The sequence below is a fragment of the Carbonicoccus niuqiaonis genome, assembly GCF_050157065.1.
Classification (GTDB): Bacteria; Actinomycetota; Actinomycetes; order Propionibacteriales; family Propionibacteriaceae; genus Avipropionibacterium.
Genome location: NZ_CP189573.1, coordinates 1,688,510 through 1,711,082, shown reverse-complemented (window position 1 = coordinate 1,711,082; position 22,573 = coordinate 1,688,510). Strand labels below are relative to the sequence as shown.

The 22,573-nt window shown below is 70.6% G+C and carries 17 protein-coding genes; 15 read left to right on the top strand and 2 right to left on the bottom strand.

Translation table 11 applies throughout. The features are described 5' to 3' along the window. The first annotated feature begins 234 nt into the window (after positions 1–234). Positions 235–438, top strand: a complete 204-nt coding sequence (locus ACQBAU_RS07805) for a cold-shock protein (protein ID WP_434550053.1) — start codon at positions 235–237, stop codon at positions 436–438. 93 nt (positions 439–531) lie between these two features. On the opposite strand, the gene moeB is transcribed toward ACQBAU_RS07805, so the two are convergent. Then, complete coding sequence (moeB, locus tag ACQBAU_RS07800) at positions 532–1,722, bottom strand: molybdopterin-synthase adenylyltransferase MoeB (RefSeq protein ID WP_434550054.1); 1,191 nt, start codon at positions 1,720–1,722, stop codon at positions 532–534. Positions 1,723–1,760: 38 nt separating this feature from the next. Between moeB and ligD the strand changes: the two genes are divergently transcribed. The 13 genes from ligD (at position 1,761) to ACQBAU_RS07735 (ending at position 18,717) form a co-directional block, all read left to right on the top strand. Continuing rightward, the gene (ligD, locus tag ACQBAU_RS07795) at positions 1,761–2,708 is read left to right on the top strand and encodes a non-homologous end-joining DNA ligase (protein ID WP_465255836.1); all 948 of its coding nucleotides are present in this window, start codon (positions 1,761–1,763) and stop codon (positions 2,706–2,708) included. A gap of 131 nt (positions 2,709–2,839) precedes the next feature. After that, on the top strand, positions 2,840–3,451 hold the full coding sequence (locus ACQBAU_RS07790) for a TetR/AcrR family transcriptional regulator (RefSeq protein ID WP_465255835.1): 612 nt from the start codon (positions 2,840–2,842) through the stop codon (positions 3,449–3,451). Positions 3,452–3,711: 260 nt separating this feature from the next. Beyond that, positions 3,712–4,956, top strand: a complete 1,245-nt coding sequence (locus ACQBAU_RS07785; protein WP_434550057.1) for a toxic anion resistance protein — start codon at positions 3,712–3,714, stop codon at positions 4,954–4,956. Positions 4,957–5,050: 94 nt separating this feature from the next. Further along, complete coding sequence (locus tag ACQBAU_RS07780; RefSeq protein ID WP_434550058.1) at positions 5,051–5,692, top strand: hypothetical protein; 642 nt, start codon at positions 5,051–5,053, stop codon at positions 5,690–5,692. Further along, on the top strand, positions 5,692–7,941 hold the full coding sequence (locus ACQBAU_RS07775; protein WP_465255834.1) for an AAA family ATPase: 2,250 nt from the start codon (positions 5,692–5,694) through the stop codon (positions 7,939–7,941). The genes ACQBAU_RS07780 and ACQBAU_RS07775 overlap by 1 nt, the downstream gene beginning before the upstream one ends. Next, entirely contained in the window at positions 7,938–9,266 is a 1,329-nt protein-coding gene (locus tag ACQBAU_RS07770) for an MCP four helix bundle domain-containing protein (RefSeq protein ID WP_465255833.1), read from the top strand. Before ACQBAU_RS07775 ends, ACQBAU_RS07770 begins: the two co-directional genes overlap by 4 nt. Then, complete coding sequence (locus ACQBAU_RS07765) at positions 9,263–10,246, top strand: glutamate ABC transporter substrate-binding protein (RefSeq protein ID WP_465255832.1); 984 nt, start codon at positions 9,263–9,265, stop codon at positions 10,244–10,246. The genes ACQBAU_RS07770 and ACQBAU_RS07765 overlap by 4 nt, the downstream gene beginning before the upstream one ends. Continuing rightward, positions 10,243–11,436: a hypothetical protein gene (locus ACQBAU_RS07760; RefSeq protein WP_465255831.1), complete on the top strand. Its 1,194-nt coding sequence runs from the start codon at positions 10,243–10,245 to the stop codon at positions 11,434–11,436. Before ACQBAU_RS07765 ends, ACQBAU_RS07760 begins: the two co-directional genes overlap by 4 nt. Next, a complete protein-coding gene (locus ACQBAU_RS07755; RefSeq protein ID WP_465255830.1) occupies positions 11,433–13,943 on the top strand; it encodes a serine/threonine-protein kinase in 2,511 nt (836 codons plus the stop codon). The genes ACQBAU_RS07760 and ACQBAU_RS07755 overlap by 4 nt, the downstream gene beginning before the upstream one ends. Further along, positions 13,940–15,397 (top strand): protein phosphatase 2C domain-containing protein, encoded by a 1,458-nt coding sequence (locus ACQBAU_RS07750; RefSeq protein WP_465255829.1) that lies wholly within the window; start codon positions 13,940–13,942, stop codon positions 15,395–15,397. The genes ACQBAU_RS07755 and ACQBAU_RS07750 overlap by 4 nt, the downstream gene beginning before the upstream one ends. Before the next feature lie 73 nt (positions 15,398–15,470). Further along, positions 15,471–16,748 (top strand): vWA domain-containing protein, encoded by a 1,278-nt coding sequence (locus ACQBAU_RS07745; protein ID WP_434550065.1) that lies wholly within the window; start codon positions 15,471–15,473, stop codon positions 16,746–16,748. Then, complete coding sequence (locus tag ACQBAU_RS07740; RefSeq protein ID WP_465255828.1) at positions 16,748–17,968, top strand: FHA domain-containing protein; 1,221 nt, start codon at positions 16,748–16,750, stop codon at positions 17,966–17,968. Before ACQBAU_RS07745 ends, ACQBAU_RS07740 begins: the two co-directional genes overlap by 1 nt. After that, the gene (locus ACQBAU_RS07735; RefSeq protein WP_434550067.1) at positions 17,968–18,717 is read left to right on the top strand and encodes an SDR family NAD(P)-dependent oxidoreductase; all 750 of its coding nucleotides are present in this window, start codon (positions 17,968–17,970) and stop codon (positions 18,715–18,717) included. Before ACQBAU_RS07740 ends, ACQBAU_RS07735 begins: the two co-directional genes overlap by 1 nt. 10 nt (positions 18,718–18,727) lie before the next feature. Here ACQBAU_RS07735 and ACQBAU_RS07730 read toward each other — a convergent pair whose 3' ends face one another. Next, positions 18,728–20,206 (bottom strand): xylulokinase, encoded by a 1,479-nt coding sequence (locus ACQBAU_RS07730; protein WP_434550068.1) that lies wholly within the window; start codon positions 20,204–20,206, stop codon positions 18,728–18,730. A gap of 119 nt (positions 20,207–20,325) precedes the next feature. On the opposite strand from ACQBAU_RS07730, the gene ACQBAU_RS07725 reads away from it, so the two are divergent. Next, entirely contained in the window at positions 20,326–22,572 is a 2,247-nt protein-coding gene (locus ACQBAU_RS07725) for a DNRLRE domain-containing protein (protein WP_465255827.1), read from the top strand. The last annotated feature ends 1 nt before the right edge of the window (position 22,573 follow it).

Below are 22,573 nucleotides of genomic sequence, written 5' to 3'. Positions count from 1 at the left end.
TCGAACCCCGAGCCGGCCCGATCCACCACCAATCAGCGACCTTTTGGTGAACTCTGTCGACAAAACGACGCGCGGACTTCCCAACCGGTGCCGCATGTGCCAGTCTGGTCTCGCTGTATGCAACATGTGGTTGGTCACCAGGCCAGCTAACAGGCAGGACCACGCCAGAGGTGCGGTTGACAGCGTGGGTAGCCGCGAAGGGCGGCTGTCTGGTGATTCAACAAGGAGAAAGTTATGGCGCAAGGAACCGTCAAGTGGTTCAACGCGGAGAAGGGCTACGGCTTCATCGCGGTCGACGGTGGTGGCCCCGACGTGTTCGTGCACTACAGCGCGATCGAGAGCTCGGGCTTCCGTACCCTCGAAGAGGGACAGCGTGTCGAGTTCGACACCTCCGAGGGTGACAAGGGCACGCAGGCCGCCAACGTTCAGGCGCTCTGAGTCCTCACAGACACTCCACGAAGGCCCCTCGTTGCGGCGGGGGGCCTTCGTCGTTCCCGTACCCGCGTCGTTCCCGTACCCGCGTCGTTCCCGTCAGTAGCGCGCCTGGTGCGGTTCGATCTCGGCCACCCACGCGTCGACCCCACCGGCCACGTGCACCGCATCGGCACGGCCCAGGGAGTGCAGCACCGCCAGACAGTTCGCCGACCGCACCCCGACCTTGCAGTACAGGATGATCGGCCTGCCGTCGTCGGCGGCCGCCGGAACCCGCCCCGCGGCGAACTCACGCTGCGGTACGAGCACCGCGCCGGGGATCCGGTTGACCTCCCACTCCCCCGGCTCGCGGACGTCGACCAGCACGAAGTCGCGTTCCCCGCGGTCCCGTTCGTCCAGTCGGCGTCGCAACTCCGCCACCGTGATCTCGTCCCCGTCGGCGGCGACCGGCTCCGGCGGCACCCCGCACAACGCGACGTAGTCGGTCAGCGCGGTCACCGGGGTCCGGTCCGGGTCCGGCTTCAGTTCGATCGTGTCGTACGTCATCGCCAGCGCGTCGTGGATCAGCACCCGACCCAGCAGCGAGTCGCCGATGCCGGTGATCAACTTCACCGCCTCGGTCGCCATCACCGACCCGATGGCCGAGCACAGCACGCCGAGCACACCGCCCTCGGCGCAGCTGGGCACCGTGCCCGCCGGTGGCGGCTCGGGGAACAGGTCGCGATAGGTCGGCCCGTGCCCGGACCAGAAGACGCTCACCTGACCGGCGAACCGGAAGATCGAGCCCCACACGTACGGCCGCCCGGCCAGCTCCGCGGCATCGTTGACCAGGTAGCGGGTCGCGAAGTTGTCGGTCCCGTCGAGGATCAGGTCGTACGAGGTGAACAGCGCCACCGCGTTGTCGTTGTCGAGCCGTTCGTGGTGGGCGACGAACCTCACCAAGGGGTTGACCGAGGCCACGGTGTCGCGGGCCGATTCGACCTTGGGCCGGCCGATGTCGGCCTGGCCGTGGATCACCTGTCGGTGCAGGTTCGACTCCTCGACGTCGTCGAAGTCGATCACGCCCAGCGTGCCGACCCCGGCCGCGGCCAGGTACAGCAAGGCCGGGCTGCCGAGTCCGCCGGCACCGATCACCAGCACCCGGGCGTTCTTCAGCCGCCGCTGCCCGTCCGAGCCCAGCTGCGGCAGGATCAGGTGCCGTGCGTAACGGGCGGTCTCCGCGGGGGTCAGCTCCGCGGCCGGCTCCACCAGTGGCGGCGGGGTGCGGGTGGCCTGCGTACGAGACGTCATCGTCCCATTGTCCACGCCGGCCCCGTAGGGTTGGCGCCATGTCCGAGGTGTTCACCAGGGTCGGCGAGCAGAACCTGCGCATCACCAACCTGGACAAGGTGCTGTTCCCCGAGGTCGGGTGGACCAAGGCCGAGGTGATCAACTACTACCTGCAGGTCGCACCGATCGCGATCCCCCACCTGAGCGACCGGGCCGTCACCCGGATCCGGTTCCCCAACGGGGTGGCCGCGGACCAGCCGTCGTTCTACGAGAAGAACCTGCCGTCGGGATGCCCCGACTGGGTCGCCCGCCAACCCGTCCGCACCTCCGACGGCATCGTCAGCTACCTGCTGGTCGGCGACCCCGAGACGCTGGTCTACCTCGCCAACCTCGCCGCCCTGGAGCTCCACGTCCCGCAGTGGACGGTGTCCTCGGCCACCCCCGACGCCGACGGGGTGGTCACCCTGCCCGGCCACGACCCGCAACCGGCGGACCCGCTCGCCGACCGGATCGTGGTCGACTGCGACCCGGGTGAGGGGATCACCATGGTCGACAACGCCAAGGCGGCGATGATCATCGGGGCCGAACTGGCCGGTGACGGGCTGATCCCCGTACCGAAGACGTCGGGCAACAAGGGGTTGCAGGTGTCGGCGGCCATCGCGCCGAGCGGGTGCGAGGCCGCCCGGGCGTACGTGAAGGGGCTCGCGACCCGACTGGCGGAGCGGCATCCGGACCTGTTCGTGGTGACGATGGACAAGAAGGTCCGGGCCGGTCACATCTTCCTCGACTACAACCAGAACATGGCCGCCCGCAACACGGTGGCCCCGTATTCGCTGCGGGCGCGCGAGGCACCGCGGGTGGCGACCCCGGTGACCTGGGACGAGGTCGCGGCGGTCGACGCCCCGGACGCGCTGCGGTTCTCCCCCGAGGAGGTCCTGGCCCGGATCGAGGAGCACGGCGACCTGGCCGAGGACCTGCTGATCGACGACCCGCCGGCCCTTCCCTGACACACCCCGGCGCCATCGGTCACCACCGTGCGCGGCCCCCACTCCGACCGCCACGGAATCGTTATGAAGGTCACCCCCACCATCGGGTGAACGGGCTCCGCCATCGAGGAACGCCGATATATCCTGCGCGAATGACCTCGACTCGGGTGGCCCGTCTGCCACGTGACCAACGCCGCAGCCAGTTGCTGGCCGCGGCCGGTGACGTGTTCACCAGCAAGGGCTACCACGCCACGGCGATGGACGACATCGCCGATGCGGCCGGGGTGTCCAAGCCGGTGCTCTACCAACACTTCGGCTCGAAGCTCGAGTTGTACCTGTCGCTGCTGGACGAGGCGTGCGATCGGTTGATCGGCACCGTCGAGGACGCGCTGGCCACCACCGACGTGAACCGCGACCGGGTGATCGCGACGATGACCGCGTTCTACGGGTTCGTCTCCGAGCAGCGCGCCGACTTCCGGCTGGTGTTCGAGTCCGACCTGAACGGCGTGCCCGAGGTCCGGGACCGGCTCGACGCGTTGGTGTCCACGCTGGCCGACGCGGTCGCCCAGGTGATCGCCGAGGACACCCACCTCCCGGCCAGCCAGGCCCGGTTGCTGGCGGTGTCGATGGTCGGACTGGCCCAGGTCAGCGCCCGCTACTGGGTGACCGAGCCGCGTGGCGTCAGCCAGGCCGAGGCCGCCGAGTTGGTCGCACGGCTCGCCTGGCGCGGCATCCGCGGCTTCCCCCGTACCGACGGCTCGTAACCGCACCGATCGCTCGTACGAAGGGGCGCCACAGCGACACAGCTGGACGTCAGCTCCGCGTGTGTCACTCAGACGCCCATTTCTACGACGGCGACCGAGGCGACCGGCCCGTCGGCCTACGGGATGCCCCGGATCGTCCCCCGAGCGGGGCACGGGATTCCCGGAGTGGACCACGTATGCGTCCGGACGCTCCGTCGGTTGAGTATCGTTGCAGAAGCCGCAGAGCCACATCCGTCCAGCAACTTCAGGAAGACGTGCCGATGACTCAAGCACCGCAGCCCGCGCCCGGCGGAGGAGCCGCCGCCAGGCTGGCCCCGCCCACCGCCAACGCACTCTCCCTCGACGCCCCGGCGCCCGCGGAGAGGGTGACCGCGACCCAGGCCCCGGCGATGGCGCCGCAGATCGACGAGCGGCAGGTGCCGGCCCTCGACAGCAAGGTCGAAGGATTCCTCGACGCGATGATGAACGCGGAGACGCGTTCCCCCGAGTTCGCCCAGCAGGCCGAGCACGTCCGGTCGATGGGTGACGCCGACATCCGCAAGGCGGCCGAGACCTCCAACCGGTTGCTGCAGCAGCCGGTCAAGGCGATGAAGGAGGGTGGCATCTCCGAGGCCGGGCAGGTCGGCAAGACGCTGATGCAGCTGCGCCGCACGGTCGAGGACCTCGACCCGAGCCAGGCGAAGGGGCCCAAGAAGTTGCTCGGGTTCATCCCGTTCGGCGACCAGATCGTCGACTACTTCCGCAAGTACCAGAGCGCCCAGTCCCACCTGAACGGGATCCTGCACTCGCTGCGCAACGGTCAGGACGAGCTGACCAAGGACAACGTGGCGCTCAACATGGAGAAGACGCACCTGTGGGAGAACATGGGGCGCCTCAACCAGTACGTCTACATCGCCGAACAGCTCGACACCAAGCTCACCGCCAAGATCGCCGAGCTCGAGCTGACCGATCCGGAGAAGGCGAAGGCACTCAGCCAGGACGTGCTGTTCTACGTACGGCAGAAGCACCAGGACCTGCTCACCCAGCTGGCGGTGTCGATCCAGAGCTACCTCGCGATCGACATCATCATCAAGAACAACATCGAGTTGATCAAGGGCGTCGACCGGGCCTCCACCACCACCGTCGCCGCGCTGCGGACCGCCGTCGTGGTCGCCCAGGCGCTCGGCAACCAGAAGCTCGTGCTGGACCAGATCACCGCGCTGAACCAGACCACCTCGACGATGATCCAGCGCACCTCGGAGATGTTGAAGGACAACTCCGCGGCGATCCAGCAGCAGGCCGCCTCGGCCACCATCGGGCTGCCCGAGCTGCAGGCCGCGTTCCAGAACATCTACGCCACGATGGACTCGATCGACAACTTCAAGCTGCAGGCGCTCGACAACATGTCGGCGACGATCGGTGTGCTGGAGGGCGAGGTCGTGAAGTCGCAGGAGTACCTCGAGCGGGCCCGCAAGCAGGACGCCCGGATCGCCGCCGGCCAACTCGACATCGAACAGCAACGCTGATCGGCCGGGGCGCCCGGCCGGCGCCCCGATCCGAGCACGCCCGTGACAGCCCGTACGCGGGCAGCCCGACCACACCGAGAGGACCAGGCAGACAGTGGGATTCGCCGACTGGGTCGCCCGCATGATGGGCGAGGAGGAGCCGGAGCCTGCCGACACGCCGCCTGCTCCCCCGACCGAGGAGGACATCCTCGCGGCACTGGACCGGGTGGTGCAGATGGCGGCGGACGCGAAGGCGCCGTCGCTGGTCCGATCCCGACTGGCGCGGATCGCCAACACGATCCGCCTCACCCTGCCGCGGCTGCGAAACCTGGGGCTCGGCAGCCCGGAGGCGTACTCGGTGATGGCGACCGCGACCGACTACCTTCCCGAGGCCTTGGGCGGCTACCTCCGACTCCCCCGCGACTGGGCCGACTCCCGACCGATCGACAACGGCAAGACGTCCCTGCTGCTGCTGGTCGACCAGCTCGACCTGCTCGGGGCCACCATGGACCAGGTCTTCGACGCCGTCAACCGGGCCGACGCCGAGGCGTTGATCGCCCACGGCCGGTTCCTGCAGGCCAAGTTCGGCCACGACTCCTCGGGCGGCTCGCTCGACCTCAACAAGGTGTCGACACCCAGCCAGCGGACCTCGGCAACCGCGCCGTCCTCGTCCCGGCCGACCGGGCCGGGCAGCAGTCCGCAACCACCCACCCGCCCGCGCGAGACCCCTCGCAGCATGCTCGACCTGGAGAGCTGATGACCTCGACCGATCCCACGCCGACCCTGGCCGACGCCCTGACCGCTCTCGAGCAGGCGGCCCGTGACGCGGGCCTGGACGCGGCCGCCGCCCGCGCGGAGGGTGCTGCCCTGGCCGCCACCATCGCCGAGCCCGCCAAGGGTGCCTTCCTCACCTGGGGTGAACAGCTGGGTGGGGGCACCGCCGAGGACTTCTTCGCCGCCGCCCAGCGCGGCCGCAAGTGGCGGGCCGCCCCGACCACCCTGCTGAGCGAGCTGGTGGTGAACGGATCGAGCCACGCCCAGCCGTACGCCCACGCCCTCGCCGAAGTGTGCCAGGCCGCGACCGGGCTCGGTGAGCATTCGATGCGGGCCGTCGGCAACGCGTCGGTGGCCTCGTCGGCGCAGGTCCGGTCGGTGCTGCCGCCCGACCCGCAGCCGGAGCCGGCACCGGCCGAGGAGTCTCCCGAGGTCGAACCGGACCGCGGCGGCCTGCCCGCACCGGAGCCGCTGCTCCGCTTCCTGAACCAGATGAACACCGAGCAACTCCGGGAGCAGACCTCGCGGATCCGCGACCTGGGCTCGTCGTTCCTGTTCGGCCGCAAGGACGAGGACGGCACCGCGGCACCCGGGACGGGCGGCTCCGGCACCGGCGGTTCGGGCAGCACGGGGACGGGCAGCACGAGTACGGGCCGGGTGAGCAATCCGTTCGACCTGGGCAACCTCGACCCGCACGGGCCGGGCGCCTTCTCCGGGTTGCCGACCTCGTCGACCCCACCACCGGCCAGTACGTTCACCCGCGAGACCTTCGAGCGGCCGACCGCGACGCCCGGACCGAACCCGGCCGATGCCGCGCCGGCCGGCCAGATCCCGACCAACGCGTCCCCGACCGACGCGGCCCCGACGACCGGTACGGCTCCGGCCCCGGTGCAGGCGGCCCAGGATCCGAACGCCGGCCCGGAGGTCACCGAGCCGGAGCCGGAGCCCCGCTCGCTGGACGAGCTGCTGGCCGAACTGGACGGGCTGATCGGGCTGAACGGTGTGAAGCGCGAGATCCACCGTCAGGTGGCCGTCCTGAAGGTCGAACAGTTGCGGACCAAGGCCGGGTTGAAGAGCCCGACCATGACCCGGCACCTGATCTTCACCGGCAATCCCGGCACCGGCAAGACCACGGTGGCCCGGCTCGTCGCCGGCATCTACCGGGCCCTCGGCCTGCTGTCGAAGGGCCAGCTGGTGGAGGTCGACCGGTCCGAACTGGTCGCCGGCTACCTCGGCCAGACCGCGATCAAGACCTCCGAGGTGGTGGCGTCGGCCGAGGGTGGGGTGCTGTTCATCGACGAGGCGTACAGCCTGTCCGGTGCCGACGACCAGTACGGCCAGGAAGCGGTCGACACGCTCGTCAAGGAGATGGAGGACAAGCGGAACGACCTGGTCGTGATCGTCGCGGGCTACCCCGCCCCGATGGCCGAGTTCATCGACCACAACCCGGGCCTGTCGAGCCGGTTCCGGACCGAGATCGGGTTCGACGACTACTCCGACGACGAGTTGGTGGCGATCTTCCGGCTGCTGGCCGGCAACGCCGACTACGACGTCACCGACGCGTGCGAGAAGCGGTTCCGGATGATCCTGGCGATCACTCCGCGCGGTTCCACCTTCGGCAACGGCCGGTTCGCCCGGAACTGCCTGGAGGCCGCGATCGGCCGGCATGCCTGGCGGCTGCGGGACGAGCCCGAGCCGACGCTGGCCCAGCTCCGCGAACTGCAGCCCGAGGACCTCGACGAGCACGACGGGGACGAGACGACCGGCGACGAGCAGGTCGCCACCGACCAGGACGCCGGCCACGGCGACGGGAACGAAACAGCCAACCCGTTCACCCCGCTGCCCGTCGACCCCGACCCGACCCACGACCCGAACGCCGGTCTGCCCCCGGCCGAGCCCGACACCGACACCACCCCGGATGCCGACGTCACACCAGATGCCGACGTCACACCCGAGCCGTACGAGCAGGTGTCCAGCTACTCCGACGAGCGGGCCTTCGAGCAGTACCCGGCGGTCGACGACCCGGACATGACCACCACCGGCGCGGGACCGACCGGCACCGACCTCGACGCTGGGTCACAGCCGGCGTCCGACACCGGCGAGGCCGGCGGCTACCCGTGGTGGGCCAGTGAGCCCGGCACCGACGACGGCTACGTCGGGGACGTTCCCGAGACCGATGCCGAGTCCGGCCGGTCACCGGGTGACGCCTCCGGCGGCCAAGGGCCGCGATGACGTCCGCCGTCGCCCAGGCCCCGCGCCCGAACCAGGCCACCACCCAACCCGGCACCGCCCCGGCGCAGGGGGCGGTCGCGAACCGTCCCCCGGGCACCCCGGCGAGCCGGCCGGTCAAGAAGTCCCGCAGCACTCCCCAACTGCTGCGCCTGTGGACCGTCGCCACCGCGGCCATCTGCCTGGTCTTCGCGCTCGCGACCATGTTGAGCATGGTCAACAGCTCCGGGGCGATCAACCGTGCCGGTTCCGACACCGAACAGCTGATCCGGATGCAGACCATCCGGGCCAACCTGCTGCACGCCGACGCACTGGCCACGAACGCCTTCCTGGTCGGCGGGTTGGAACCGTCGGAGCAGCGTGCCGACTACGACGCCACGATGTCGGCGACCTCGATGTTGATCACCGAGGCCGCCGCCGCCCAGCCGGCCGACGCCGCAGCCCTCGGTGTGCTGAACGAGGCGGTCACCGCGTACGCCGCGGACATGGAGCAGGCGCGGGCCAACAACCGGCAGGGCTACCCGGTCGGTGCCGCCTACCTGGCCGAGGCCAGCAGGCAACTGCGTGCCACCGCGCTGCCCACCCTCGACAACCTCGTCGCGGCCAATCAGCAGCGTGCCGACAACCAGTTGTCGTCGCTGGGCAACGGCTGGTTCGAGGTGTTCGGCATCGCCGCCGGAGTGCTGCTGATCGCGTCGTTCGTCTGGACGGCCCGTCGGTTCCGCCGGGTGGTCAACGTCGGCCTGCTGGTCGCCTCGGTGATCGTCGTCGTCACCTGGCTGGTCGGCACCTCGGTGCTCGCCAGCAACCGTGGTGCGGCCGAGGAACTGCGCAGCAACGAACTCAACGTGGTCAACGCGATGGGTGAGGCGCGGGCCGCCGCTAACGAGGCGAAGGTGCAGGAGAGCCTGCGGCTGATCTCGCACGGGTCGGGTGGCGCCGCGGAGCAGGCCTGGCAGCAACAGTCCGAGCGCGTCAGCCAGCAGCTGTCCGTGCTGAGCGCCACCGACCAGCGAGCACTCGAGCGGGAGTGGCAGAACTACGTCTCCGCCCACGAAGAGATCGTGGAGCTCGACGAGTCGGGAGAGTGGGAGGCCGCGGTGGAGTTGGCCACCGGCGACGGTGAGGAGTCGTCCAACGCCAGCTTCAAGAGCTTCGACGACGCGTTGGCCGTGGTGATCTCCGACAAGGGTGGTGCGGCCGTGGCGTCCCTCAACACGATGGCGACCGCCCCGATGGTGCTGACCTGGATCCTGGTCCCGGCACTCATGGTCGCCGCCATCGCCGCCGTCGTCGGCCTGCGCGCCCGGCTGCGGGAGTACCTGTGAACGCGTTGACCGATCGCCGGTCGGGCCTGCGCCGATCCGGCCTGCTCGCCACCGGCCTGGTGCTGCTGGCCCTGGTGTTCGGCTGTGCCCCGCAGTACGCCCCGACCCCCCTGCCCCAGGCGCCACCCAGCACCACCTTGCAGCGCATACCCCCGGCCGCGCAGGACTGCGACGACGCGACGACCTCGTACGACCCCGCCGACAGGGCGCCCACGGTCGAGGAGTTCGCGTCCTCGCCGCGGCTGCAGCGGATCCGCGAACGGGGCCGGCTGATCGCCGGGGTGTCGGGGGACACGTACCTGCTGGGTGCCCGCAACCCGGCCACCGGCGCCATCGAGGGCTTCGACATCGACATGGTGAAGGCGATCGCCAAGGCCATCTTCGGCGACGAGACGAAGTACCAGCTGCGGGTGATCACCGCCGCCGACCGGATCCCCGTGCTGCAGGAGCGGGACGTCGACATCGTGGTGCGCGCCATGACGATGACCTGCGACCGGTGGGAGGAGGTGGCGTTCTCGGGCGTCTACTACAACGCCGGGCAGAAGGTGCTGGCCAAGCAGGCCTCCGGGATCACCTCGGTGCCCGAGCTGGCCGACCGGACCGTCTGTGCCCCGAACGGCACCTCCAGCATCGACAACCTGCTGCGCCGGGTCCCGGACGCGCGGTTGGTGCCGGCCGACAACCACACCGGCTGCCTGCGCCTGTTCCAAAGTGGTGTGGTCGACGCGATCACCGGCGACGACACGGTGCTCGCCGGCCTCGCCGCACAGGACCCGTACGCGTCGGTGCTGCCGGGTGAGGCGTTCAGCGCCGAGCCGTACGGGATCGCCGTCAACAGCGAGGACGTCGAGTTCGCCACGTTCATCAACGCCCGGCTGGACCAGATGCGGGGCAACGGCGAGTGGCAGGCCAGTTACGACCGGTGGCTCGCACCGACCCTGGGCAAGGCGACCCCACCGACGGCGGAGTACGGCCGATGAGCACTGACACCCACGCCGCGGGTGGCAACTCCGCCCCCAAGGCACCGGGGCGGATGGGGCATCCGGTCGACGTCTTCGAGATGCGCAGCTACCTCGACGACCTCCACCGCTGGTTGCAGTTGCGCCGTCAGGAGCTCGACGAGGTCGACACCGCCATCCAGGCCAGCAAGGTCGGCGAGCTGACCGGCGACATCATGTTGTCGATGATGTTGTGGAAGGCCGTCGCCGACCGCGAGCAGCTGTTGCTCGCGACCTGGGACGGCGGTCGGGTCGGGGTCACCGAACGGGAGCGGTTGTCGGCCCTGATCTGGGGCCGGATGGATGCGACCCTCGACCCGTCGTTGGTCGGCAAGTCGTCGGTCGGCAACCAGCTCGGCAGTGCGCTCACGGTCTCGCTGCCCGAGGCGTGCCGGCTGTCGGACGCACTGGTCAACCAACTGCGGATGCGGCTCGCCCTCGACCCGGCGGCCGACGAACACGCCCGCCACATCAAGAACCTCCGCGCCCAGCTGGAACGGATCCGCGACCAGGTCGGCCTGGAGCCGACCACCACCCGCGGCACCGCCCGGGCCCAGCTGGACCGGCTCGTCACCCGACTCGACGACATCACCGCCAAGGCCGGACGCGGCGGAGACGTGGGCGGGCTGCTGGGCCCCCTCGAGCTCGACGCGGCCCAGTTCGAGCGCGACCTGATCGTCGGTGGAGCCCGCCGGCGTGAGGCCCGCGACAAGGTGGGTACGGCTCGCGAACGGCTCGCCGAACTGAAGGCCCGCGAGGCGGCCCTGCAGAGCCTGGCCGAGCGGTGCGTCCGCGCCGTCCATCCGGCGCCGCGCTACGCGGTGCCAGACGTCGACGCCCTCGGCCCGGTCCCCAACACCGCGTCCGCGCTGGACCCGTACCTCGACCGGTTGGGCCGGGTCGGCCAGGCGATGACGATCGCGCAGGAGGCGTACGCCCAGGCGCTGGCCGAGCGGGACACCCTGGCCGAGAAGCTGGAGGCACACCGGGCCAAGGCGGCCGCCCACGGGTTGGAGGACCAGACCGACCTGACCCGGGCGTACGCGATGACCCTCGACGCGCTGGGCCGCAGCCCGGCCCCGATGCCGGTGTGCCGTGCCCTGGTCGAGCTGTACGGCACCTGCCTGACCTACGAACTCGGTCGACGCAACGTCGGACGGAGGCCCCGATGAGCACCTGCACCGCCACTCCCGGTTGCACCGGGTCCATCGTCGACGGGTACTGCGACGTCTGTGGCGCCCCGGGCACCGGCGGCACCACCTCGTCGGGCATGGTCGCGGCCGCCGTACCGCGGGGATCGGCCGGCCGCACCCCGATCCCGATGGGGGCAGGTCCGTCGTCATCGGCCACCCCGGCCGCGCCCGCCACCCCACCGGCAGCCGCCGCCAAGGCAGCGCCGGCCTCGACGTCGGCACCCCGCCCCACCCCGAACATCGGTCGGGCCGCTCCCCCGTCGGCCGGCTCGAGCATCCCCAACGGCACCCCGTGCAGACAGCCGGGCTGCCCCGGCAAGATCATGACCGGCTACTGCGACGTGTGTGGCACCCCCGGGGACGCATCCCCGTCCCCGGTCGACGACGACGCCGCCCTGTCGACGGTCACCCGTGGCTCGATGACCCTGCAGTCGATGGCGTTGGGTTCCCGCCGCGCCGCCCACCACGGCAGCCAGGCGACCCGGCGGGTCGGCTCCGGCTCCGAACGGCTCCGGACGGCCCGGCTCGGCGCCGGGCTGACCCGGGTGCCACCGGCGCCGCCGGTGGACGCGTCCAGCGCCCTGATGAAGAACCCGGTGGTCCCGGAGAACCGACGCAACTGCCCCTCGTGCGGGGCCGAGGTCGGCCGGTCCCGCGACGACGTCCCCGGGCGGACGACCGGGTTCTGCCCCCACTGCCGCAACCCGTACTCGTTCGACCCGAAGCTGCAGCCGGGCGACCTGGTCGCCGGGCAGTACGAGGTGGCCGGCTGCCTGGCGCACGGCGGGTTGGGCTGGATCTACCTGGCCCGGGACAAGAACGTGTCGGACCGCTGGGTGGTGCTCAAGGGCCTGCTCAACTCCGGTGACGCCGACGCGATGGCGGCCGCGATCGCCGAACAGCAGTTCCTGGCGCAGGTGGAGCACCCGCTGATCGTCGAGATCTACAACTTCGTCACCCACGAGGGTGCGGGCTACACCGTGATGGAGTACGTCGGCGGCACCTCGCTGAAGCAGTTGCTGAAGGATCGGATGGCCGCCAACGGCGGGGCGTACGACGCGTTCCCGGTCGACCAGGCACTGGCCTACATCCTGGAGGTGCTGCCCGCCTTCCAGTACCTGCACGACATGGGCCTGTTGTACTGCGACTTCAAGCCCGACAACGTGATCCAGATCGGTGACGGGGTGAAGTTGATCGACCTGGGCGGGGTGCGCCGGATCGACGACGACGAGTCCGCGATCTACGGCACGATCGGTTACCAGGCGCCCGAGGTGGCGACCGTCGGGCCGAGCATCGCCTCCGACATCTACACCATCGGACGCACCCTGGTGGTGCTGGTCGCCGAGTTCCGCGGCTACCAGTCGCGGTGGGTCGACGCACTGCCGGGCCCGGACGAGATCCCGGTCTTCGCACAGTACGACTCGCTCTACCGGCTGCTGGTGAAGGCCTGTGCCCCCGACCCGGCGGACCGGTTCACCTCCGCCGACGAACTGCGCGGCCAGATGTTGGGGGTGCTCCGCGAGGTCGTCGCCTCCCACACCGAGGGCACCTCGCTGACCTCGGGTGCCTCCGTGCTGTTCGAGTCGCCGGCGATCAGCTCGTCGATGCTGACCTGGGACCAGCTTCCCGAGCTGCGCCCCGACACCAGCGACCCGCAGTGGTCGTGGCTGTCCAACATCAGCGACGAGGATCCGGAGGCGAGGCTGAACGCGCTGGTCCAGGCCCCGGAGCAGTCGCCGGAGGTGATGCTCGCCCGGGCCCGGGCCGCCCTCCAGCTCGGCCAGCGCCAGGGCGTGGAGCGGATCGTGAACGAGATGTTGGCGGCCGACCCGTGGGAGTGGCAGGCGGTCTGGATGACCGGCCTGTCGGCGCTGCAGCACAACGACTGGACCCAGGCGCAGTTGGCGTTCAACGCGGTGTACGGGCAGGTCCCCGGTGAGCTGGCTCCGAAGCTCGCGCTGGCGGTGGCCTGTGAGTACGGCAACGAGCCGGTCGTGGCGGAGAACCTGTACCGGATCTGCGTCAACACCGACGCCAACTACGTGGCGGCGGCGGCCTTCGGGATGGCTCGGATCCGCAGTGCCCGCGGTGACGTGGACGGTGCGGTCGAGGCCCTCGACATGGTTCCGACGACCAGCCGGGCGTACGCGGAGTCGCGGCGACTGCGGGCGCAGGCGATCATGACCCGTGACAACCGTGACCTCAAGACGTTGGCCGAGGCGATGGACAGCGTCGGCCAGGTCCGGCTGGACGCGGTGGAACGCAATCAGTTCGGCAGCCGGGTGTACGAGGAGGCGCTGGCCGCGGTGCGCAAGCACGGGGACAAGCCGGACGTGAAGATCGGCCCGGTGAACGCGACCGAGCGGGCGCTGCGTGATCAACTCGAAGAGACGTACCGGGAGTTGTCGAGGACGGCACCGACGGCACAGGCGAGGATCGACCTGGTGGACAAGGCGAACAAGATCAGGAGATGGACCCTGCGATGAGCACTCCCCCCAATGCAGCAGACGACACGAACGTGGATGCCGCCCCCGACACCGAGGTGGATCACGCCACGGACACCGAGGTGGATCACGCCGAGATGCCCGACCTGGATCAAGCCGAGGACGCCGAGGTGAGCCCTGCCCCGGACACCGAGGTGGATCCGCCCGGTGCTGACCAGGACCCCTCGACAAGCTCGGGGGACGTGGGTCCGGACTCGGGCGGCGAGGACGAGCAGGACTTCCCGTCGTACCCGTCGTTCGCGTCCTACCCCGGCGCTCCGCAGGCGGCACCGGCGTTGCCGACCGCCGTGGTGACCAGCGACGGCAGCCGGGCGTGCCCGAACTGTGCTGAGCCGTTGGAGGCGTGGGCCGGGTTCTGCGAGAACTGTGGCCAGAGCCTGACGCCGTCGGCGCCGATGCCCAAGGGCCCCGTACGTTCCGGGTCGCAGCGCACCCGGCGGGCCGGGCTGCCCGGCGTGGACGACAAGCCGCGCCACCCGTGCGCCGAGTGCGGTGGCCAGGTCGGCGCCGACAACTACTGCGAGCAGTGCGGGGCGAAGGCCCCCAATGCTCGGGACCACTTCCGCGAGGCGCCTGCCAACTGGGTGGCCGGGGTGTGCGACCGCGGCATCCGGCACTCCCGCAACGAGGACGCCCTCGCCCTCAGCGCCGACACCGAGCCGGGCGGCCGGGCGGTGCTGATCGTTTGCGACGGCGTGTCGAACGCCGACGACTCCCACATCGCCTCGCTGGCGGCCGCCCGTACGGCCCGTGGCGTGTTGACCGTCAACCGACCCAACGGGGTCGGGGTGGAGGCATCCCGGGTGGCCGCGATCAGTCAGGCCATCACCGATGCGGCGGCCCAGGCCAACCAGGCGGTGATCGACAAGTCCGACACCGAGTCGGCGAACCCGCCGTCGTGCACCTTCGCCGTCGCCGTGCTGGACGGCGACACCTTGGTGTACGGCAACCTGGGTGATTCGCGGGTGTACTGGATCGACGACGAACCCGGCGCCTCGCGGCAGTTGACCACCGACGACTCGATCGCGCAGACCCGGATCACGATGGGCGTCGAACGCGAGATCGCCGAGAACGGCCCGCAGGCACACGCGATCACCAAGTGGCTGGGCCGCGACGCCCCCGACCTGACGCCGAACGTCGGGTCGACCGAGCTGACCGGCAGTGGCTGGGTGCTGGTGTGCTCCGACGGCCTGTGGAACTACGCCTCGGACGCCGACGGGATCGCCGGGCTGGTCCACGAAGCCATCGAGCGGAACCCGGGCAACCGTCGGGTCCGGTCGCTGGCGGTGTCGCTGGTGCGGTGGGCACGGCAGCAGGGCGGCAAGGACAACATCACGGTCGCGCTGGCGCGGATCGGCGAGTTCGATGCCGACCACGGTGCCACCGAGCTGCTCGACCGCTCCGAGGTGCTGGCGCAGGAGGGAACCGCCACCTGACCCAGCCCGTCCGGAGCCACTGGGCCCGGGCATACTGGGGCCCACCCGAAACGACCTGCCAGGAGCGTGACCGATGGCCAACTTCACCGCTGCCGTCTACCAGAACGAATTCCTTCCCGACGGTGGTACCGACGTGAACGCCATCGTCACGATCGAGTGCACCGGGGCCGGGCAGGCCGGGCGGACGGGCGGCGGCGATGCCGGCGAGATCATCATCGTCGACACGTCGGGGTCGATGGGCGTGACCAACATGGAGGCCGCCAAGACCGCGGCCCGCGCCGCGGTGGAGCAGATCACCGACGGCACCTGGTTCGCGATCGTCGCCGGCAACCATCAGGCCTATCTCGCCTACCCGCCGGCCCGCGCCGGCGTCGGCATGGTGCGGATGGACCCGACCACCCGTTTCCAGGCCGTGCAGTCGATCCAGACCTTCCGAGCCGACGGTGGTACGGCCATCGGCACCTGGCTGACCCTGGCCCGCCGGTTGTTCGCCTCGGTCCCCTCGCTCGGTCAGAAGCACGCCATCCTGCTGACCGACGGGGAGAACCACAACGAGCGTCCCGAGGACCTCGACCGGGCCATCCGGGAGGCGACCGGGGTGTTCCAGTGCGACTGCCGCGGGGTCGGGGTGCAGTGGAAGGTCGACGAGGTCCGCAAGATCGCGCATGCCCTGCTCGGCACCGTCGACATCATCCCGCAGCCGCACCTGATGGCCCAGGTGTTCGCCGACATCATCAGCACCGCGATGGGCCGCGGTGTCGCCGATGCCGACCTCCGGGTCTGGACGCCACAGGGGGCGCAGGTCAACTTCGTCCGACAGGTCTCACCGCAGGTGGAGGACCTGACCTCGCGCCGCAGCAGCGTCAACGCGCTGACCGGGTCGTACCCGACGGGCGCCTGGGGCGACGAGTCACGCGACTACCACGTGTCGATCCGACTGGCACCCAAGGCCGTCGGCCAGGAGCAGCTCGCAGCCCGGCTGCAGCTGACGATCAACGGCCAGGTGCAGGCCCAGGGGCTGGTCAAGGCGAAGTGGACCAGTGACGAGTCGCTGACCACCCGGATCAATCCGGAGGTCGCCCACTACACCGGGCAGACCGAGTTGGCGTCGGCGATCCAGGAGGGCCTCGCGGCCAAGGCCGCCGGTGACGAGCGGACGGCGACGTTGAAGCTGGGCCGCGCGGTGAAGTTGGCGGCCCAGACCGGCAACAACGAGGCGACGACGCGGCTGCGGAAGGTCGTTGACATCACTGACGAGGCGGAGGGTACAGTCCGGCTGAGGCGAGCGGTCGACAAGGCCGACGAGATGGCCCTCGACACCGCGTCCACCAAGACCACCAGGATCCGTTGATGAATCTCTGTCCTGCGGGACACGCGTCCGAGTCGGACGACTACTGCGACACCTGCGGCGCCCCGATCGAGGAGCAGGGCCGTGGTGCCGCTCCGGATGCTGCTCCGGCGGCGCGACCGACCGAGCAGCCGGCGCAACCCACCGGGGTGCCCTGCCCCAACTGCAAGGTCGAGAACGTCCCGGACGCGCTGTTCTGTGAGGCCTGTGGGTACGACTTCACCACCGGCACCATGCCGCGGCCCATCGTGAATCCGTTCTCGCTGCCCGGTGATGATCTGCCCGCCGGTGGATCACCCACCCCCGCCGCGCGGCCGGACCCGGCCCCGGTGGTCGACTTCGCCCCCGAGCCGAAGGCGCCGCCGGCACCCGTGGTGGACATCGCTCCCCCGGCACCGGAGCCCGAGCCCGCCGACACACCCGAGTCCGATGAGACCGCGGACGGCGATGCGGCGGCCGCCGACGAGGCCCAATCCGCCGAGGACGCTCCCGCGGGAACGTCCGGCGCCGCGGCGTCGGACCAGCAGGACGCGGATGGGGGCGCCGAGGAGGCCGCGCCGGACGGCCACGATGTCGATCAGGACGCGCCGGAGGGCCGCGATTCCGACGAGGTTTCGACCGCACCGGCTGCGGCCCCCGACGTTCCCGCGGGAACGTCCACCCCCGGGTTCTCGACTGCGCCCGAACCCACTGCGCCCGAACCGACAGCGCCCGAACCCCGTGCACCAGAACCACGTGCACCAGAGCCGAGTGCTCCTGCACCACGTACCCCTCCGCCCGAGCCGACGCCGGCGAATCCCGACGTCCCGTTCGAGTGGGTGGCCGAGATGTGGGTCGATCCGGACTGGTACCGCGAGCAGGATCCGCCGGACCCTATGCCGTCTCCCGGTCTGCCGGAGATCGTGCCGTTGCGCCGCCGGTCGGTGCTGATCGGCCGCGAGTCGCGCAGTCGCAACATCACCCCCGACATCGACTGCGAGTCCGATCCGGGCGCAAGTCGGCGACAGGCGCAGTTGACCACCGACGGCCGCCGTTGGTTCGTGGAGGATCTCGACTCGTCGAACGGGACGTACGTCGCCGGCGCCGCGGAGGGCCTGCCGAAGTCGCCGATCCGGGTCGGCCAGCGCCACGAACTCGAGCCGGACGATCGGATCTACCTCGGCGCCTGGACGCGGCTGGTGATCCGTCGGGCCACCCCGGAGGACCACGAGTCGTACAGCTGATGGTCGACCCCACCACAGGCCCGCTGCTCGTGCTGGGCGGCCGCAGTGAGATCGGACTGGCGACGGCGGTCAGACTGGCAGCGGGGCGGCCGGTCGTGCTGGCGGTACGGCCCGGGCCGGCGGACGACGCCGTACGGGCATGTCGGGACGCGGGTGCGACGAGCGTCTCCGTGGTCGACTTCGACGCCGACGACGTCGCCACCCACCCGGACCTGGTCGACCGGGTCACCGCCGAGCACGGCCCGATCGGCACCGCGATCCTCGCCTTCGGGATCCTCGGCGACCAACGGCGGGCCGAGCACGACCCGACCGAAGTGGTGCGCATCCTGACCACCGACTTCGTCGCCCAAGCGAGTCTGTTGACGATCCTGGCCGACCGCTTCCGCGCCCACGGTGGCGGCACGATGGTCGCCTTCTCCTCGGTCGCCGGGGTGCGGGTACGGCGGGCGAACTACGTGTACGGCTCCGCCAAGGCCGGCCTGGACGGCTTCGCCTCGGGCCTGGCCGACGCCCTGCACGGTTCGCCGGTCCGGCTTGTCGTGGCCCGCCCCGGCTTCGTGATCGGCCGGATGACCGAGGGCATGGAACCGGCGGTCTTCTCCCGCACCGCCGACCAGGTCGCCGACGCCGTGGCCGACGCCGTCAGGTCGGGCCACCACGGCGAGCTGTGGGTGCCCTGGCAGCTGCGCGTGATGTTCTCGATCGCCCCGTTCGTCCCCCGCGCCCTGTGGCGACGACTCCCCCGCTGATCGCTGGGCGTCAGGTCTCACCGGCCAACTCGGCCGCCGCGGCCCGGTAGCGTTCGACCACCGCGGACTCCTCCGGGGCGTCGAAGGTGTCGACGGTGGCGGCCGACCATGCCGGCGGCGCGTCCCCGCCGGCCAGCACCCAGGCGGCCTGCCGAGCCGCCCCCGTGGCCACGTACTCGCCCGGGGCGGGCACTTCGACCGGAACACCGAGGACTCCCGGCGCCAGCCGCCGCAGGGCGTCGGACCGGGCCGCGCCCCCGGTCAGGGTGACATGGTCGATACCCACGCCCTGGGCGCGGACCGCGTCCACGGCTCCGCGCAACAAGCCCAACAGCCCCTCGACGGCGGCGCGGGCGACGTTCTCCGGCGTCATCGACGACAACCCCATGCCGACGAGTCGGCCCCGGGAGTCCGGCAGGTTGGGCGTTCGTTCGCCGACCAGGTATGGCACCAGGGTCATGCCGTCGGCGCCGGGCGCGGCGGCCAGGGCCAACCGGGACAGTTGATCATGGTCGACCCCGAGGACCCTGGCCGTCGCATCGAGCACCCGCGATCCGTTCAGGGTGCAGGCCAGGGGGAGGTGTCGACCGCCTGCGTCGGCGAATCCGGCAACCAGCCCCGACGGATCGGCCACCGGGGCCTCGGCGACGGCCGCGACCACGCCGGAGGTACCGACCGACACCAGGGTGCGGCCCGGTGACAGGCCCAGGCCCAGTGCGGCCCCGGCATTGTCACCGCAACCCGGGCCGATGAGGACCTCCGACCGCGCCCCCGTGCCGATGTGATCAGCCGTGCCCGCCGCCTCCGCCGGCCCGAGCACCCGTGGCAGCACGATGTCGGCGACCTCCGTCTCCGACCGTCCCAGGGCACGGGCCAGCAGGTCGCGCCGGTACTCACCCGTGGCGGCGGCGAAGTATCCGGTGCCCGAGGCGTCGGAGCGATCGGTCACCAGGTCCGACAGGGACGTGCTGCCCGACAACCGCCAGGTCAGCCAGTCGTGTGGCAGGCACACCGCCGCGATCCGTGATGCGTTGTCGGGTTCATGATCGGCGAGCCACCGCAGCTTCGTGATCGTGTACGACGCCACCGGGACGAGCCCGACCGTGTCGGCCCACACTCGCGCGCCGCGTTCATGATCACCGTTGCCGAGTTCCTTGATCAGCTCGACCGCGGCCGAGGCAGATCGTGTGTCGTGCCACAGCAGGGCCGGTCGGATCACCGCGCCGGTCTCGTCGAGGCACACCAGTCCGTGCTGTTGTCCCGCCACGGCGAGCGCCGCGACATCGGCCAAGCCGCCCGCCCGGTCGAGGGCGTCGGACAGGGCCTCCCACCAGCGTTCCGGGTCGACCTCGGTACCGTCGGGATGGGCGGCCGACGCCGACCGCACCTCCTCACCGGTGTCGGCGTCGCGAATGGTGACCTTGCACGACTGGGTCGACGAGTCCACCCCTGCCACCAGTGCTGTCGCCGGAGATGTCGTCACACCCATGGTCCCGGTCCTCCTCGGTGAGCTCGTTCCCGCTGATGGATGTACACGGTTGCACAACGCTGTTAGCCTGCCAAGCGTGGCGCGGTGCCGCGCCATTCCCCCAAGACGAAGGCGTCATCGTGGACATCCCCAATCCTGCCCCACCAGAGAAGTCCGACTCCACCGCCGTCAAGCGGCGGACCGTCCTGGCCGGCGGTGCCGCCCTGTCGGTCGGTGCGGCAGCACTCGGCCCGACTGCGACGGTTCCGGCCCATGCGGCCTCGCGACCGATCCGGTTCACCGGCGACACCCGACCCGGGATGCCCCACACCGGGCTCGGGCTGGCCGAGTACTACCGCGGCGGGAACACCACCTCGTGGTTGCGTTACGCCCGGGTCAACATGGCCCGGGTGTGGGTGCAGCCGGCCCGGTACGTGCTCGACGTGGACCCGGGCGAGGACGTCACCGACCTGGCATCGTTCGAGGCACACGTCGCCGCGCTGCGGGAGGACCCGATGAAGGCCCCCGGCATCGACTGGGCCGCCGTCGAACGCAGCCTCGACATCCCGACCGAAGGCAACCCCTACAGTGTCGCGTTCGTTGCCGAGTCCGCCGCCGCGAACGGCTTCGACCTGATCGTGCAGGCCAGTTCCACTGCTGCGGGGAAGGCGGGAACGTGGCAGGCCAGATGGCAGGACTGGCAGCGGTACTACGTGTTGGGGCACATCATGTCCAGGTCCTACGGGGTTCGCCGCTTCAGCACCCAGAACGAACCCGACGTGCCGGGGACGAGCGTGAACCTGCCGACGCTCGATCACTACATGGACCAACTCCGCGTCACCTCCGACGCGGTGCACGCCGCGGTGGCGGACGGGTCGGCTGCCGGCGGCAGCCCGACCACTGCCCTGATGCACGGCCCGGTGATCACGCGGTCCACCATGAACCTCACCAACGCCGAGGGCAGTGCGCAGGTCCCGGAGAACCTGGAGCCCAACCTCGACACCACCGGCTACTACGGCAACGACGTCCGTGACGACGAGATCGGCTGGGGCGAGAAGGTGCTGAAGGGCCTGTTCGTCGACTACGCCGGCCGGTCGGTCGACCACCCGATCATCGACGTGTGGGACACCCACTCCTACAACACGAAGCTCCACGTGACGCCGGACTTCTACCAGGTCGAGATGGACACCATCCATGATCGGATGGAGCGCTGGGCCGGCGTTCGGCTCCCGGTCGTCTACACCGAGATCAACATCCACAACACCTGGGCCTTCACGCAGATGGAGGACACCCTCGACACGATGGAGCTCGCCCGGGAGGTGGGTGACATCGCGATGGTCACCACAGCGGCCGGCGCCGACGGGCTGGTGTGGTTCCGGATGTCGAACTCGTTGCGTTCCGGCGGCCAGCCGATGGATGCCATGGGAACGGGGTTCTACTACCTCGACCACCGGATGCCCTTCCACACCATCCATTCCCGCAAGGCCGCTGAGGTGGTGCGGTTGGAAGCCCGTTCGCTGGCGAACGGTGTCACGCTGCTGGGGACCGGGAACCCGGACGAGGTGCCCGGCCTCAAGGCGATGGCGTCGTACGATCCCGAACGGCACCTGTACAACGTGTACGCACAGGTGGACGGTTCCGGTGCGCGGACGTTCCGGGTGCTGCTGGCCACGCTGGCTGCCCACGGACCGGGCCCGGGCAATGAGCCCGTCGCGATCGAGGCCGTCGACGACCGCTGGTCCGGCGGCATCGTCGACCTGATCACGAACCGGACGCGGCTGGTCGAGCTGACCCGGCCGGCCCACAGCGTGGTGCGGTTGTCCGTACCCGACCGGTCGGTCTCCGAGCTGCCCGCCCGGCCGGCGGTGGCTGCGGCCATGATCAGCCAGGCCAGCCCCGACACCGCCCTGGGTGGGTCGCGGCTGTCGGTGCGGCGCAGTACGTCCGGCGAGACCGAGTTGACCTACCTGTCCTTCGACATCGCCGACGTCGACGCCTCCCGCATCGCTCGGGCGGTGCTGCAGGTCCACGGATCCACCACCGATGACGGGATGAACCTGTGGGCGATGGTGCTGCCCGAGTCGCGGTGGGCCGAGTCGAGCCTGACCTGGGCCAATGCCCCGGCCCTGGACGATCACGGTCAGATCGTGGCGCCCGACGACGAACAGTGGGTCGGTGGCCAGCTCACCGTGCTGCCGGCGGCCGGTCCGGTGCGGCTCGACCTGACCGACGTCGTCCGTGACATCGGCGCGGACCGGTTCACCGTCGTCCTGGTGAAGCACCCCCGGATTCCGGAGGACACCGTCCAGATGGACCGGCAGGCGAACTTCGCCACCCGCAGCGCCTCGGTCGGACACCGTCCGCAACTCCGGCTGTGGGGGTGGTGAG